Origin of the sequence: Nonomuraea sp. NPDC050328, assembly GCF_044459405.1 — a bacterium.
GTDB lineage: Bacteria > Actinomycetota > Actinomycetes > Streptosporangiales > Streptosporangiaceae > Nonomuraea.
This window is the reverse complement of the sequence record NZ_JBITIW010000004.1, coordinates 210,078-224,564: the sequence shown is the minus strand read 5'-3', so window position 1 is coordinate 224,564 and position 14,487 is coordinate 210,078. Positions and strand designations below refer to the sequence as shown.

General features: G+C 72.5%; 14 protein-coding genes. 13 read left to right on the top strand and 1 reads right to left on the bottom strand.

Annotation, left to right across the window (positions count from 1 at the left end):
- Positions 1–64: 64 nt before the first annotated feature.
- The 12 genes from ACIBG7_RS17280 (at position 65) to ACIBG7_RS17225 (ending at position 11,573) form a co-directional block, all read left to right on the top strand.
- On the top strand, positions 65–817 hold the full coding sequence (locus ACIBG7_RS17280) for an ABC transporter ATP-binding protein (RefSeq protein WP_357928949.1): 753 nt from the start codon (positions 65–67) through the stop codon (positions 815–817).
- Positions 814–1,704 (top strand): branched-chain amino acid ABC transporter permease, encoded by an 891-nt coding sequence (locus ACIBG7_RS17275; protein ID WP_357928751.1) that lies wholly within the window; start codon positions 814–816, stop codon positions 1,702–1,704. Before ACIBG7_RS17280 ends, ACIBG7_RS17275 begins: the two co-directional genes overlap by 4 nt.
- Positions 1,697–2,755 carry a branched-chain amino acid ABC transporter permease gene (locus ACIBG7_RS17270; RefSeq protein WP_357928748.1) on the top strand — a complete coding sequence of 353 codons (1,059 nt, stop codon included), beginning with the start codon at positions 1,697–1,699 and terminating at the stop codon, positions 2,753–2,755. The genes ACIBG7_RS17275 and ACIBG7_RS17270 overlap by 8 nt, the downstream gene beginning before the upstream one ends.
- Complete coding sequence (locus ACIBG7_RS17265) at positions 2,745–4,025, top strand: ABC transporter substrate-binding protein (protein WP_397336834.1); 1,281 nt, start codon at positions 2,745–2,747, stop codon at positions 4,023–4,025. Before ACIBG7_RS17270 ends, ACIBG7_RS17265 begins: the two co-directional genes overlap by 11 nt.
- A 2-nt stretch (positions 4,026–4,027) precedes the next feature.
- Positions 4,028–4,789 carry an ABC transporter ATP-binding protein gene (locus ACIBG7_RS17260; protein ID WP_397336833.1) on the top strand — a complete coding sequence of 254 codons (762 nt, stop codon included), beginning with the start codon at positions 4,028–4,030 and terminating at the stop codon, positions 4,787–4,789.
- The gene (locus tag ACIBG7_RS17255) at positions 4,786–5,460 is read left to right on the top strand and encodes an ABC transporter ATP-binding protein (RefSeq protein ID WP_397336832.1); all 675 of its coding nucleotides are present in this window, start codon (positions 4,786–4,788) and stop codon (positions 5,458–5,460) included. The genes ACIBG7_RS17260 and ACIBG7_RS17255 overlap by 4 nt, the downstream gene beginning before the upstream one ends.
- Before the next feature lie 3 nt (positions 5,461–5,463).
- Positions 5,464–6,309 carry a branched-chain amino acid ABC transporter permease gene (locus ACIBG7_RS17250; protein WP_397336831.1) on the top strand — a complete coding sequence of 282 codons (846 nt, stop codon included), beginning with the start codon at positions 5,464–5,466 and terminating at the stop codon, positions 6,307–6,309.
- The gene (locus ACIBG7_RS17245) at positions 6,306–7,286 is read left to right on the top strand and encodes a branched-chain amino acid ABC transporter permease (protein WP_397336830.1); all 981 of its coding nucleotides are present in this window, start codon (positions 6,306–6,308) and stop codon (positions 7,284–7,286) included. The genes ACIBG7_RS17250 and ACIBG7_RS17245 overlap by 4 nt, the downstream gene beginning before the upstream one ends.
- A complete protein-coding gene (locus ACIBG7_RS17240; protein WP_397336829.1) occupies positions 7,283–8,518 on the top strand; it encodes an ABC transporter substrate-binding protein in 1,236 nt (411 codons plus the stop codon). Before ACIBG7_RS17245 ends, ACIBG7_RS17240 begins: the two co-directional genes overlap by 4 nt.
- Positions 8,519–8,566: 48 nt before the next feature.
- Positions 8,567–9,784 carry a cytochrome P450 gene (locus tag ACIBG7_RS17235; protein WP_397336828.1) on the top strand — a complete coding sequence of 406 codons (1,218 nt, stop codon included), beginning with the start codon at positions 8,567–8,569 and terminating at the stop codon, positions 9,782–9,784.
- Between the two features lie 74 nt (positions 9,785–9,858).
- Positions 9,859–10,302: a CBS domain-containing protein gene (locus tag ACIBG7_RS17230; RefSeq protein WP_397336827.1), complete on the top strand. Its 444-nt coding sequence runs from the start codon at positions 9,859–9,861 to the stop codon at positions 10,300–10,302.
- Positions 10,299–11,573: an ArsB/NhaD family transporter gene (locus ACIBG7_RS17225; protein ID WP_357928723.1), complete on the top strand. Its 1,275-nt coding sequence runs from the start codon at positions 10,299–10,301 to the stop codon at positions 11,571–11,573. Before ACIBG7_RS17230 ends, ACIBG7_RS17225 begins: the two co-directional genes overlap by 4 nt.
- Here ACIBG7_RS17225 and ACIBG7_RS17220 read toward each other — a convergent pair.
- The gene (locus tag ACIBG7_RS17220) at positions 11,524–12,651 is read right to left on the bottom strand and encodes a GNAT family N-acetyltransferase (RefSeq protein WP_357928721.1); all 1,128 of its coding nucleotides are present in this window, start codon (positions 12,649–12,651) and stop codon (positions 11,524–11,526) included. The genes ACIBG7_RS17225 and ACIBG7_RS17220 overlap by 50 nt on opposite strands.
- Before the next feature lie 112 nt (positions 12,652–12,763).
- Here ACIBG7_RS17220 and ACIBG7_RS17215 point away from each other — a divergent pair, with 112 nt between their 5' ends.
- A complete protein-coding gene (locus ACIBG7_RS17215; protein ID WP_397336826.1) occupies positions 12,764–14,422 on the top strand; it encodes a VanW family protein in 1,659 nt (552 codons plus the stop codon).
- Positions 14,423–14,487 lie beyond the last annotated feature (65 nt).

Here is a 14,487-nt window from a genome sequence, read left to right as displayed (position 1 = left end):
CCCCGAGTTCGAGCCCGCCCTGCTGCGCGCGCACTCCACATACCAACCGGACGGTACGGAAGCGCTGGAGGTCAGGGACGTGACCGTGCGCTTCGCCGGGGTCACCGCGCTCGACGGCGTCAGCTTCACCGTCGCCCCCGGCACCGTGCACGCCGTCATCGGCCCCAACGGGGCGGGCAAGTCCACCTGCTTCAACGTGCTCTCCGGCGTCTACCGGGCGAGCGAGGGCAGCGTGCGTCTCGGCCCGGCCGAGCTGACCGCGCTGCGCCCGCACGAGATCGCCGGGCTCGGCGTGGCCAGGACCTTCCAGAACATCGCCCTCTCCCCGCACCTGCCGGTGCGCGACAACATCCTGCTCGGCCGGCACCGGCTGACCCGCTCCGGCTTCCTGGCGGCGGGGCTTCGCCTGCCGTACGCCAGGAAGGAGGAGCGGATCCACGCCGCCCGGGTGGCGGAGATCGCGGAGTTCGTCGGGCTGGCCCCGTGGCTGGCCACGCCGGTCGGGCTCCTGCCGTACGGCGTGCAGAAGCGCGTCGAGCTGGCCAGGGCGCTGGCGATGGAGCCCCGGCTGCTCCTCCTGGACGAGCCGGTCGCCGGGATGAACAGCGGCGAGCGGGTGGAGATGGCCGAGCTGATCCTGGCCGTGCGCCGCAGCCTCGGCATCTCGATCGTCCTGGTCGAGCACGACATGGGCATGGTCATGCGGCTGGCCGACCGGGTGACGGTCCTGGACTTCGGGCGGCGCATCGCCGACGGCACACCCGCCGAGGTGCAGAGCGACCCCAAGGTCATCAACGCCTATCTGGGGGAATCGTGACGACGTTCCTGGAACTGCTGGTCAACGGGATCTCCATCGGGGCCGTCTACGCGCTGATCGCGCTCGGCTTCGTGGTGATCTTCAAGGCGACCGAGGTGGTCAACTTCGCGCACGCCTCGCTGCTGCTGGCCGGCGGCTACGTGGTGGCGCGACTGCATCCCTACGTCGGCTTCTGGGCGGCGCTGGCGCTCGGCATCGCGGCGGCGGCGGTGATCGGCGCGGCGGTGGAGTTCCTGGTCATCCGCCGCTCGAAGGCGGCCAACCACAGCGTGCTGGCGATCGTGACGATCGGCGTGGACATCGTGCTCACCACCGAGCTGACCCGGCAGATCGGCACCGAGGTGCTGGCGATGGGCGACCCGTGGGAGTCGCGGGTGGTGCAGATCGGCGGCATCACCATCGCCGAGACCCGGATCGTCGCGCTGGTGACCGCCACCGCGCTGATCGCCGCCTTCCTGCTGGCCTTCAAGTACACCGGCTGGGGCGTGGCGATGCGGGCCACCGCCGAGGACCCGGAGACCGCGGCGCTGATGGGCGTGCGGCTGGGCCGGGTCTCGCTCAGCGCCTGGGCGGTCGCCGGGGCGCTGGCCGCGGTCGCCGCGCTCTTCCTGTGCGTCTTCCCGACGCCCGGGCTCGACCGCAGTTCCTCGCTCGCCGCGCTGAAGGCCTTCCCCGCCGCCATCCTCGGCGGCCTCGACTCCACCACGGGAGCCCTGGTCGGCGGCCTGGTCGTGGGCATCACGGAGGCGCTCATGACCGGCTACCAGAACGACCTGTCCTTCCTCGGCCGCGGCATCGGCGACGTGGCGCCCTTCCTGATCATGATCGCCATCCTGCTCTGGCGGCCCGCCGGGCTCTTCGGGACCAAGGAGCTCGCCCGTGTCTAAGTGGATCATCCGCCTGGCGGTGCTGGCGGCCTTCGTGGCCGTCCCGTTCTACCTCGAAGGCTTCTGGCTGCAGACCGGGCTGTTCGCCATGTCCGCCGCGGTCGGCGCGATCGGCATCAACCTGCTGACCGGCGCCACCGGCCAGCTCTCGATGGGCCACGCCTTCTTCCTGGCGGTCGGCGCGTACGCCTACGTCGCCTTCTCCGCCGACCTCGGCCTGCCCACCCCGCTGGCCGCGGTGCTCGCCGTCCTGCTCACCGGGGCGGCCGGCGGCCTGTTCAGCCCGATCGCCGGCCGGCTGAAGGGCGCCTACCTCGGCATCGCCACCCTGGCGCTCATCTTCGGCGGGCAGCACCTGCTCTTCAACGCCGAGCCGGTCACCGGCGGCTTCAACGGCCGGGCCGTCCCGCCGATGGAGCTGTTCGGCCTGACCTTCGCCGACGCCCCCGCGCTCGTCGTGCTGGACGTGCCCTTCGGGGTGCTGGAGCGGCTGTGGTTCCTGGGCGGCGCGCTGCTGCTCGGCGCGGCGCTGTTCGCCCGGGGCGTGCTGCGCGGCCGGCCCGGCCGGGCCATGAACACCATCCGCGACCACGAGCTGGCCGCCGGCGTGATGGGCGTCCCGGTCACCCGCTACCGGGCCGGCGTGTTCGTCCTGTCCTCCATGTACGGCGGAGCCGCCGGCGTGCTGCTCGCGCTGGTCTTCCAGCGCACGGTGCCCGACTACTTCGGCATCCTGCTCTCCCTCGACTACCTCGCCATGATCGTCATCGGCGGCCTGGGCTCGGTCGGCGGCGCGGTGATCGGCGCCGTCTTCGTCTCGCTCCTGCCGCAACTGCTCACCCGCTACAGCGACGCCATCCCCCTGGTCGCCGCGCCCGGCTCGGGCGGCCTGTCCCCCGCCGAGGCGGCGCGCATCCTCTACGGCGCTGCGGTCGTGGCGGTCGTGCTGTTCCTGCCGGGCGGCCTGCTCGGCCTGTTCCGCTCCCTGCGTCCGAAGTTGCCCCGCGTCGTGTCCCGCATCCCTGAAACGAGGAGCTCTCATGCCGGTTAACCGCACAGCAGTCGCCGCCGCGGTGGCGGTGCTCGCCCTGGCCGCCTCGGCCTGCGCCAGCGAGAAGGCCACCGGGGGCGCCTCGGCGCAGCCGTCGGCCGCCGCGGGCGGGGACGGCGTCAAGACCGGTCCCGGCGTCACCGCCGACACGGTCACGCTGAGCCTGCTCACCGACCTGACCGGCCCGTACGCCTCGCTCGGCAAGAGCCTGACCCAGGCGCAGCAGCTCTACTTCGAGCAGCTCAACCGGGCCGGCGGGGTCTGCGGACGCAAGATCGAGACGGTCGTGCGCGACCACGGCTACGACGCGCAGAAGGCGATGGCCTCCTACGCCGAGGTCGCGCCGAAGACCGCGGCGATCCCGCAGTTCATCGGCTCCCCGATGGTCACCGCGCTCAAGGACAAGATCACCACGGACAAGATCCTCACCATCCCGATGGCCTGGGCGACCGGCCTGCTGGGCAGCGAGGCGATCCAGGTGACCGGCACGACCTACGACGTGGACATGGTCAACGCGGTCGACTTCCTGATGGCCGAGAAGGGCATCAAGTCCGGCGACACCATCGGCCACCTCTACTTCGAGGGCGACTACGGCCAGAGCGCGCTCGACGGCTCCAAGTACGCCAGCGAGAAGCAGGGCCTGACCCTGGTCGAGCAGAAGATCAAGGCCACCGACCAGGACATGACCGCCCAGGTCGCCGCGTTCAAGAAGGCCGGGGTCAAGGCCGTGCTGGTCTCGGTCGGGCCGCGGCAGACCGCCTCCCTGGTCGGCGTCGCGCTGGCCGGCGGCATGGACGTGCCCTTCGTCGGCAGCAACTCCGCCTACAGCCCGCAGCTCCTGCAGACCCCGGCCGCCCCCGCGCTGCTCAAGGACTTCTACTACGTCACCGCGGGCGCCCCGATCAGCGCGCCGCTGCCGGTCTACCAGAAGCTGATCACCGACTACCAGGCCAAGTACGCCGGCCAGCCGCTCGACAGCGGCGTCGCCGCGGGCTGGACCGCGGCCATGATCGTCGGGGACGCGCTGAAGAAGGCGTGCGAGGCGAAGGACCTCAGCCGCGAGGGCATCCTGGCCGCCCACCGCTCGCAGAAGGCCTGGGAGGGCGGCCTGGGCGGCACCCCGATGGACTTCAGCGTCTACGACAAGCCCGCCTCCCGCGCCTCCTACGTCGTCAAGCCGGACAAGGACGCGGTCGGCGGCGCGACGATCTTCAAGGAAGCCGCCGAGTCGGACCTGGCCAAGGGGTATGCGGTGCCCGCGGCCGGCTGACGGTGGACGCCTTACTGGAGATCGGCCGGCTGAGCATGCGCTTCGGCGGCGTCAGCGCGCTGTCGGAGATCGACCTCGTGGTTCGCGAGGGCGAGCTGGTCGGGCTGATCGGACCGAACGGGGCCGGCAAGAGCACCCTGTTCGACTGCCTGACCAGGCGGTGCACCCCGCAGGAGGGCTTCATGCGGCTGGCCGGCCAGGACCTGGCGCGGGTGGCGCCGCACCAGGTCGCGGCCTGCGGGATCGCCCGGACGTTCCAGACCACGGTCGTCTTTCCCGGCCTGTCGGTGCGCGAGAACGTGCTGGCCGGGGCGCACCGGCACGGGCGGGCCGGCTTCTGGGCCGCGGCGGCTGGGCGGGCCGGGGCGGAGGAACGGCGGCTGCGGCAGGACGCCGACGAGCTGCTGGAGCGGTTCGGGCTGGCCGGGTACGCCGACCATCCGGCGGCCGGCCTGCCGTACGGGATCGGCAAGCGGCTGGAGATCGCCCGCGCGCTGGCGGCGCGGCCCAGGCTGCTGCTCCTGGACGAGCCGACCGGCGGCCTGGCGCCCGGCGAGGTGCCGGCCTTCGCCCAGCTCATCGCGCGGCTCCACCACGAGCGCGGCATCACGATCGTGCTGGTCGAGCATCATTTGGAGTTCGTGCTGGCGTTGTGCCGCCGGATGGTCTGCTTCGAGCTCGGCCGCAAGATCGCCGACGGTCCTGCGCAGGTCGTGCGGCGCGATCCCGCGGTCGTCGCCGCGTGCCTGGGAACCGTCCAGTGAGCGGGCTGCGGGTGCGCGGGCTGCGCGCGGGCTACGGCGCGGCCCAGGTGGTGCACGGCATCGACCTGGAGGCCGGGCCCGGCGAGGTCGCGGTGCTGCTCGGGCCGAACGGCGCGGGCAAGACGACGGTGTTGCGCGCGCTGTCCGGCCTGGTCGGGGCCCGCGGCAGCGTGAGCATGGACGGCGTCCCGCTGCTCGGGCGCTCCCCGGACGAGATCGCCCGGCTCGGCGTGGCCCACGTGACCCAGGAGGACGGCACCTTCGCCCCGCTCACCGTGGAGGAGAACCTGCGCGTCGCGGCCCGGGCCAGGCCACGGCCCAGACGCGGGGTGAGCGAGGACGTGGCCCGGGTCTTCAGCCACTTCCCGGTGCTCCAGGCGCACGTCACCCAACCCGCCGGCACGCTCAGCGGCGGCGAGCAACGCCTGCTCGCGCTCGGCCGGGCGCTGATGGCCCGGCCCAGACTGCTGCTCCTGGACGAGCCCACCCGCGCGCTGGCCCCGGCCGCCGGGGCCCGGCTCTTCCGCACCCTCCACTCGATCAACCGGCACGAGGGAACCACGATGATCATCGTCGAGCACAGCGTGGCCGCGGTGCTGGAGGTGGCCCACCGGATGTACGCGATGGAATCGGGCCGCATCACCGGCCTGCGCACCCGGCAGAGGTGGTGAGCCGTGCTCCAGCAGATCCTCCAGGGGCTCGGTGCGGGCGCCGGCTACGCCGCCCTGGCGCTGGCCCTGGTGCTCAGCTACCGGTTCACCGGGATCGTCAACTTCGCCCAGGGCGAGCTGACCATGCTGGCCACCTATGTCGCCTGGCAGTTCATCGAGGACGGCCTGCCGTACTGGGTGGCGTTGCCCGTGACCGTGGCCATCGCCTTCCTCGCCGGGGCGGTGACCGAGCGGCTGGTGATCCGCCGGGTGAGCGGCGAGTTCGGGCTCGTGGTGACCACGATCGGGCTGTACGTGCTGGTCAACGCGCTGGCCTCGCTGGTGTGGAGCTCCACGCTGCGGGTCTTTCCCGGGCCGTTCCCTGACGCGCCGCCGGGGCTGGCCGCGCTCGGCGCGGCGGGACTGGCCGGGCTGGTGCTCGGGGCGCTCGTCCTGGTGCTGCGGCACACCGGGCTGGGACTGGTGATCCGGGCGGTGGCCGCCGACCAGCGCTCTGCCCGGCTGTCCGGGATCCGGGTGGGCTGGGTGCTGGCGATCGGCTGGGGCACGGCGGCCTCGGTGGGCGCGCTGGCCGGGGTGCTGCTGGCTCCGGCGCTCTTCCTGGAGCCGGGGATGATGACCGGGGTGCTGGTCTACGCCTTCGCCGCGGCGGTGCTGGGCGGGTTCGGGAGCGCGCGGGGGGCGATCCTCGGCGGGCTGGTCGTCGGGGTGACCGAGACGCTCGCCGGGACGTATGTGGGCTTCGTGGGGGCGGACCTGAAGATCGCGGTGCCGCTCGTGGTGATCGTGGCCGTGCTGGTGCTCCGGCCCCAGGGCCTGTTCGGCGCCCCGCTCGTGGAGCGGGCGTGAACGCGGTCGCCGCCGGGCGGCGGCGGGTGGCGGTCGGGCAGGTCGCGGGCGACCGGCGGCAGGTGTGGCCGTGGCGGCGGACCGCGCTGGCGGCGGTGCTGCTGCTCGCGGCGGCCCTGCCCTTCGTGCTCCCGCCCTACCGGCTCTTCCAGGTGACGCTCGTCCTCGTCTACGCGGTCGCGCTGCTCGGCCTCGACCTGGTCGCCGGGCACGGCGGCCAGATCTCCCTCGGGCACGGCGCCTTCTTCGGTGTAGGCGCCTACACCGCGGCGGTGCTGATCTCGCGGGTCGGCCTGCCGTACCCGCTGACCCTGCCGGTGGCGGCGCTGCTGGCCTTCGGGCTGGGACTGGCGGCGGCCCGGCCGGCGCTGCGCTTGCGCGGCCTGTACCTGGCGATGATCAGCTTCACCGTCGCGGTGGTGGTGCCGCCGCTGCTCAAACGGCTGTCCGGGCTCACCGGCGGCGCGATGGGACTGCCGGTGCCCACCCCGGACGACGACCAGGTGCTCTACTTCCTGGTGCTGGCGGTGGCGGTCGCGGCCTTCGCCGGCGTGCGCAACCTGACCCGCTCGCGCGCCGGGCGGGCGCTGCTGGCCGTCAAGGCCCACCCGGCCGCGGCCGAGGTCCTGGGCATGCGGCCGGCCACCTACCAGGCGCACGCCTTCGCGTGGAGCGCGATGTACGCCGGGGTGGCCGGCGCGCTCTACACCTGGACGGTCGGGTTCGTGGCGCCCGACTCCTTCGGGCTGGCGCTGTCGATCACCATGCTCGCCGGCGTGGTGATCGGCGGGCTGGGCAGCCTGGCCGGGCCGCTGATCGGAGCCGTCGTGGTGCTGGCGCTCACCTCCGAGGTCAACCCGGCCGCGCCGGGGCTGGTGTCGGGCGCGCTGCTCATCGTGGTGATCTGCCTGGCCCCGACCGGGCTGAGCGGGCTGCTGCGCCGGGCGGCCGGGTCGTTGCTCAGGAGGCGGTCGTGAAGCGCGTCGTGCTGATCCCGGTCCTGCTGCTGGTCCTGGTGCTGGCCGGGTGCCGGCTCGGCGGGGACGGCGAGGTCGTCCTGGGCGGGGCCTGCGCCGGCCAGGTCGCCACCGGGATCACCCCGGACTCGGTCAAGGTCGGCGGCATCTACCCGCTCTCCGGCCCGGCCTCCGCCTACGCCGTGGTCGCGCAGGGCGTGCGCGCCCACTTCGAGCACGTCAACGTGCAGGGCGGCGTCGACGGCCGGCGGATCGAGTTCGTGGTGCGCGACGACGCCTACCAGCCCGCCCGCGCGCTGGAGGAGGCCCGCCGGCTGGTGCTGCACGACCGGGTCTTCGCGCTGTTCCAGACGCTCGGCACGCCGTCCACCGCGGCCGTGCGCGAGTTCGCCGGGCGGCGCGGCGTGCCGCAGGTCTTCGTCGCCACCGGCGCCACCCAGTGGGGCGCGGACGGCGAGCACCCGTGGACGATCGGCTTCCAGCCCAGCTACACCGCCGAGGCCCGCGTCTACGCCCGCCACCTCGCCCGGGAACGGCCCGGCGCGCGGGTGGCCGTGCTCTACCAGAACGACGACTTCGGCCGCGACCTGCTGGAGGCCTTCCGGGCCGCGGTGCGCGGCACCGAGGTGTCCATCGTGGCCACCCGCGCCTACGAGGTGACCGACCCGAGCGTGCAGGGCCAGCTCGCCAACCTCGCCGCCTCCGGCGCGGACGTGCTGCTCAACGTGAGCACGCCCAAGTTCGCCGCCCAGGCGCTGGCCGCCGACGCGGCCATGACCGACTGGAACCCGCTGCACATCGTCAACGGCGTCGCCGCCTCCCCGGCCGTGCTCAAGGCCGTGGGGGTGGCCAAGGTGCAGGGCGTGGTGACGGCCGGCTTCCAGAAGGACCCCGGCGCGCCCGAGTGGGCCGACGACCCCGGCGTGCGCACCTACCTGGCCGCCATGGCCAGGCACGTGCCCGAGGCCGACCCGCGCAGCCAGCAGGTCGTCTTCGGCTGGGCCGCGGCCCAGGCCTTCGTCCGGGTGCTCGAACGCATGCCCTGCCCGTCCCGCGAGGGCGTACGGCAGGCGATGCGCAGCCTGACCGAGGTGGAGATCGACATGCTGCTGCCGGGCATCACCCTGTCCACCGGCCCCGGCGACGGCTTCCCGATCGAGGCCATGCGGCTGGCGCGCTTCGAGGGCGAGCGGTGGGTCCCCTTCGGCAAGGTCATCGACACCCGGTCCTGACACTCCCGCCTGTGGACCGGGTGTGGATCTCTGGTCTACCGTCGGGCGGTGAACGTGACCGAGGCGGGACTCACCCTCATCGACCCGAGCGCCTACGCCGACGAGGCGCGCTACCACGCCGCCTGCACCCTGCTGCGCCGCGAGTCGCCGGTGCACCGGGTGGACGGGCCTGGCTACCGCCCGTTCTGGGCGGTGACCAAGCACGCCGACGTGCTGGAGATCGAGCGCCAGCACGAGCTGTTCCTCAACGCGCCCCGGCCGCTGCTCAGCCCCGCCGAGGCCGAGGACCGGGTGGCCGCCTCCGGCCTGGCCCTGCGCACGCTGGTGCACATCGACGACCCCGACCACCGGGTCTTCCGCGCGATCGGCGCCGACTGGTTCAAGCCGGCCGCGATGCGCCGCATGCAGGAGCGCATCGACGTACTGGCCAAGCGGTACGTCGACCGCATGCTGGAGTTCGGGGGCTCGTGCGACTTCGCCACCGACATCGCCGCGCACTACCCGCTGTACGTGATCCTGTCGCTGCTCGGCCTGCCGGAGAGCGACTTCCCGCGGATGCTCCAGCTCACCCAGGAGCTGTTCGGCGGCCAGGACGCCGACCGCCGCCGCGGCGAGACCGTCGACGACCAGATCACGGTGCTGCTCGACTTCTTCGCCTACTTCCAGGAGCTGACCGCCGCCCGCCGGGCCGTCCCCACCGACGACCTGGCCTCGGCCATCGCCAACGGCGGCCTCAACGACTTCGACACCGCCTCCTACTACGTGATCATCGCCACCGCCGGCCACGACACCACCAGTTCGGTCATCGCCGGCGGCCTGCACGCGCTGATCGAGAACCCCGCCGAGCTCGCCCGGCTGCGCGCCGAGCCCGCCCTGATGGCGAGCGCGGTGGACGAGATGATCCGCTGGGTGACCCCGGTCAAGGAGTTCATGCGCACCGCGACCCGCGACTACACCCTGCGCGACACCAAGATCAGCGAGGGCGACTCCCTGCTGCTGGCCTACCCCTCGGCCAACCGCGACGAGGAGGTCTTCACCGACCCGTTCCGCTTCGACGTCGGCCGCTCGCCCAACCGGCACCTGGCCTTCGGGTTCGGCGCGCACTACTGCCTGGGCGCGGCGCTGGCCCGGATGGAGGCCAAGGCGTTGTTCACCGAACTGCTGCCCCGGCTGCGGTCGGTCGAGCTCGCGGGCGAGCCGAGCTGGATCGAGACCCTGTTCGTCGGCGGCCTGAAGCGCCTGCCGATCTCCTACCGGCTGACGTGAGCGCCTGATACGTTCGTGACAGGTGTGCCGGGAAGTCTGGTCGGCGAGACGTTTCGCCGACCCCGGAGGCTCCCATGCGTGCCCGTGACCTCGTCGCCCCCTTCCCCGCCGTCTCCCTCGACACGCCGGTGCTCCAGGCCGCCCGGCTGCTGGCCGACCAGGACCTGCCCGGCCTGATCGTGGTCGACGAGCACGGCCGGCCCTCCAGCATCCTGCCCGGCACCCAGGTGCTGCGCCTGGCCGTGCCCGGCTACTGCATGGACGACCCGGCGCTGGCCAGAGTCGTGGACGAGGCGCACGCCGACCGCTTCCTCGACGCGCTGGCCGACCGGAAGGTACGGGCGGCGCTGCCACCGGAGCCTAGAGAGTTGCCCATCACCGGCCCGCAGGCCACGGCGCTGGAACTGGCCGCGCTGATGGCCCGTACGCACAGCCCGCTGGTGGCGATCGTCGAGGACGGCCGGTTGCTCGGCGCGGTGACGCTGCAGGCGCTGCTGGACCGGCTGGTGGCTTCGTGACGCTCACCGCCTGGCTGGCGGTGGCGGTCTTCCTGGGCGCCTACGCGCTCATCGCCACCGAGAAGATCCACCGGGTCGCGGCGGCGCTGGGCGGCGCCGGGATCATGCTGCTGATCAGCGCGACCGGCGCGGGCCCGGCGTTCTTCAGCGAAGAGACCGGCATCGACTGGAACGTCGTCTTCCTGCTGCTCGGCATGATGATCATCGTCGGGGTGCTGAAGCAGACCGGCATCTTCGAGTACCTGGCCATCTGGGCGGCCAAACGGGCCAGGGGCCGGCCCTTCCGGCTGATGGTGCTGCTGGTGGTCATCACCGCGAGCGCCTCGGCCCTGCTCGACAACGTCACCACCGTGCTGCTCATCGCCCCGGTGACCTTCCTGGTCTGCGAGCGGCTGGCGCTGCCGGTGGCGCCCTACCTGATCGCCGAGGCGATGGCCTCCAACATCGGCGGCACCGCGACGCTGGTCGGCGACCCGCCGAACATCATCATCGCCAGCCGGGGCGGGCTGACCTTCAACGACTTCCTGATCCACCTGGCGCCGATCGTCATCGTGCTCATGGTGGTCTTCATCGGGCTGTGCCGGTGGCTGTTCCGCGACGCCTTCCGCTACGACCCGGCCCGCGCGGCCGAGATCATGCTGCTCAACGAGCGCGAGGCCATCCAGGACCGCCGCCTGCTGTGGCAGTCGCTGGCCGTGCTCGCCGTGGTCATGGTCGCCTTCGTGCTGCACCTCTACGAGCCCTCGGTGGTCGCCCTGCTCGGCGCCGGAGTGCTGGTCGCGGCCACGAAGGTCACCACCGAGGAGGCGTTGGCCGAGGTCGAGTGGCCCACGCTGACCTTCTTCGCCGGGCTCTTCGTCATGGTCGGCGCGCTGGTCGAGACCGGCGTCATCGGGCTGATCTCCGAGGCGGCCGTGTCCGCGACGCAGGGGCAGCTCACGCTGACCACGCTCGGGCTGCTGGGCTTCTCCGGCGGGGTGTCGGCGATCGTGGACAACATCCCCTACGTGGCGACGATGAGCCCGATCGTCGCCGAGCTGGTGCAGGCCAACGGCGGCGACACCGTGTTGTGGTGGGCGCTGGCGCTCGGCGCCGACCTGGGCGGCAACGCCACGGCGGTGGGGGCGGCGGCCAACGTGGTCGTGCTGGGCATCGCGGCGCGCAACGGGGCGCCGATCAGCTTCTGGCAGTTCACCCGCTACGGGCTGGTCGTCACCGGGGTCACGCTCGCCCTGTGCGTGCCGTACCTGTGGATCCGGTATCTCCTGTGAGGCGGGACAGCGAGCCGCGCAGCCGGCCGTAGCGCTTGAGCAGGCGGTCGGCCGGGACGCGCAGGGCCGAGTGGGCCAGGACGGTGTTGCGTGCCGTACGGACCGGGGCGCTGCCCAGCCAGTGCAGGGCGGCGGCGGGGGTACGGCGGGCCAGCCGGCCCTCGGCGACGACGAGCTCGCCGGTCTTCAGCTTGTCCTTGTACTCCTTGGCCCCGCGCCCGAGGTCGATCACCTGGATGCCGTGCGCGGCGGCCTCGCGGGCCATGGCCAGGTGGTGCACCAGGCCCGGCGAGTAGCGGGAGAAGGCCGGGTCGTAGGCCGGGAACCAGCCGGCCAGCACGTTCTCGCTGCGCAGCCCGAAGTGCCCGACCACCGGCACGCCGGCGACGTAGACCAGGTCGAGGACGCCGGCGAACCCCGGCGTCTGGGTGGCCAGCAGGTCCTCCACCAGCGCCACGATCCACGGCTTGGCGAAGCGGTCGGAGCGGCCGGTGCGCCGGTACTGCTCGCTCTTCCAGCGCAGCAGCACCCGGAGCTGCTCGACGTCGGTGATGCCGTAGCGGTGCGTGACCTCGCCGAAGTCGCGGCCGAGCTTGCGCTGCTTGGCCAGCGTGCTGCGGTAGGTCTTGCCCGACTCGCGGCTGACCTCGGCGGCGTAGGCCTCGTAACCGGCCCGCAGATCCATGATCGGCGAGGCGTGCCGGCTGGTGTGCGCATCGGCGAACTGGCCGGCGACCAGGTGGTCGAACTCCCACACGCTCAGCCCGGCGCCCTTGAGCAGCAGCCGGGGGTCGGGGGTGAAGCCGGGCGCCAGGACCGCGCCCTGGGCGTCGGTGAGGCCCGCGCCCACCGGCTTGCCCACGCCGCGTGGATGCCGCTCGAAGGGCAGGAAGCCGGCGAGCTGCCCGGCGTCCTCGATCACGGCCACCCGCACGTCGTCGCGGTGCCGTCCGACGGCCAGGGTGAACTCGGGGCAGAGGAAGGGGCTGACAAGCTCGTCCCCGGCCCGCTGCAGCGTCCGCCAGACCTCCAGCTCGGAGCCGCTCAGCTCCTCGGGACGCGCCACGCGGATCTTCATGGGACCAGTTATACGGAGGTCGCATGAAGGTTCCCTGAGAGGAAGATTACGAATCTTGCAGCAGATCCTTTTAGCGGCAAATGTCGTGGTAGAGGGCGTATAAGGTGTGCGCATGATTCGCAGGCGACGATGGACCCTGCTCCTGCTGGGGCTGGTCATCCTCGCGGTGCTCGGCTACGCGGCCGCCGCCCTGTCCCTCGCGGGCAAGATCCCGCCCGGCACCCGGGTCGCGGGCATCGACCTCGGCGGCCTCTCCCCGGACGCGGCGCACGCCAAACTCACCCGCGAGTACGCCGCCCAGGCCGCCGTCCCGCTCACCCTCGAAGCCAACAACGAGGAGGTACGGCTCGCCCCCGACGAGCTGGGCCTGACCCTCGACACGGTCGCCACCCTGGAGAAGGCGCAGGAGGGCGCGCTCACCCCGGCGGGCCTGTGGACCTCGCTCTTCGGCCGCCGCGACCTGCATCCCGTGATCAAGGTGGACGAGGGCCGGCTGGCCAGCGCCCTGACCGAGCTGGGCGAGCAGACCGACCGCAAGCCGGTCGAGGCCCGCATCGGCTACGAGGGCCTGAAGCCGGTGGTGCGGCAGTCACGCACCGGCCAGGGCATCGACCGCGAGCAGTCCGCCCAGGCCATCCAGAAGGCCTATCGCGAGGACCTCACCCCCGCCCGGATCGTCCTGCCGGTGGGCGAGCGGCCGCCGTCGGTGACCACCGAGGAGGCCCAGCAGGTCGCCGAGTCCACCGCCAAGCAGGCGGTCGAGGGGCCGCTGACGCTCACCGGCAGCGAGGACAAGCAGGCCACGCTCACCCCCGAGCAGGTCGCCGAGCGCCTGACCTTCGTCAACGACGGACAGGGCGCGCTACGGCCGAACTTCGACGCCTCCGGCCTGGCCGGCGAGCTGGTCGGCGGCGAACCCAAGGACGCCACCTTCAAGATCGTCAAGGGCAAGCCGCGCGTGGTGCCCTCCAAGCCCGGCAAGCAGGTGGACGGCAAGGCCCTCGGCACGGCCATCGCCGACGCCCTGGCCGGCGGCACCCGCACGGTCGCGGTGCCCACCCGCGACAAGCAGCCCCGCCTGACCACCGAGAAGGCCGAGACGCTGGGCATCAAGGAGAAGGTCAGCAGCTTCACCACGAACTACCCCTGCTGCGCCCCGCGCGTCACCAACATCCACCGCATCTCGGAGATCGTCGACGGCCACGTCGTGCTGCCCGGCGAGACCTTCTCGCTCAACGGCCTGGTCGGCAAGCGCGACACCGCCCGCGGCTTCGTCGAGGCGCCGATGATCCTCAACGGCCGCTTCGTCAACGACGTCGGCGGCGGGGTCTCCCAGTTCGCGACCACGATGTTCAACGCGGTCTTCTTCGGCGGCTTCCAGGACGTGCAGCACACGCCGCACCAGTTCTACATCTCCCGCTACCCGGCCGGCCGCGAGTCCACGGTCTCCTTCCCGCAGCCGGACTTCCGCTGGAAGAACGACTCCGAGCACGGCGTGCTGATCAAGGCGTCCTACACCTCGACCTCGGTGACCGTGCAGTTCTGGAGCACCAAGCGCTTCGACATCGAGTCGCGCACCTCCGGCCCCTACGACGTGAAGCCCTTCCCCACGCTGCAGGAGTCGGGACCCGACTGCATCTCCATGCCGGGCGCGCAGGGCTTCGCGATCGACGTGTGGCGCACCTTCAAGAAGGACGGCAAGAAGATCAAGGAGCAGCGCTTCCACACCGTCTACCAGCCGGAGCCCAAGCTCACCTGCACCGGCGGATAGCCGCTTCCTTGACGCTCGGGTGACCGAATCCTGAGCCGCCGCCCGAGCGCGCCCACCGGGTGCGC

Coding starts and splice junctions, on each gene's coding strand:
- ACIBG7_RS17265 (WP_397336834.1), top strand. CDS start 2,745: ATGCCGGTTAACCGCACAGCAGTCGCCGCCGCGGTGGCGGTGCTCGCC.
- ACIBG7_RS17230 (WP_397336827.1), top strand. CDS start 9,859: ATGCGTGCCCGTGACCTCGTCGCCCCCTTCCCCGCCGTCTCCCTCGAC.
- ACIBG7_RS17220 (WP_357928721.1), bottom strand. CDS start 12,651: ATGAAGATCCGCGTGGCGCGTCCCGAGGAGCTGAGCGGCTCCGAGCTG.
- ACIBG7_RS17215 (WP_397336826.1), top strand. CDS start 12,764: ATGATTCGCAGGCGACGATGGACCCTGCTCCTGCTGGGGCTGGTCATC.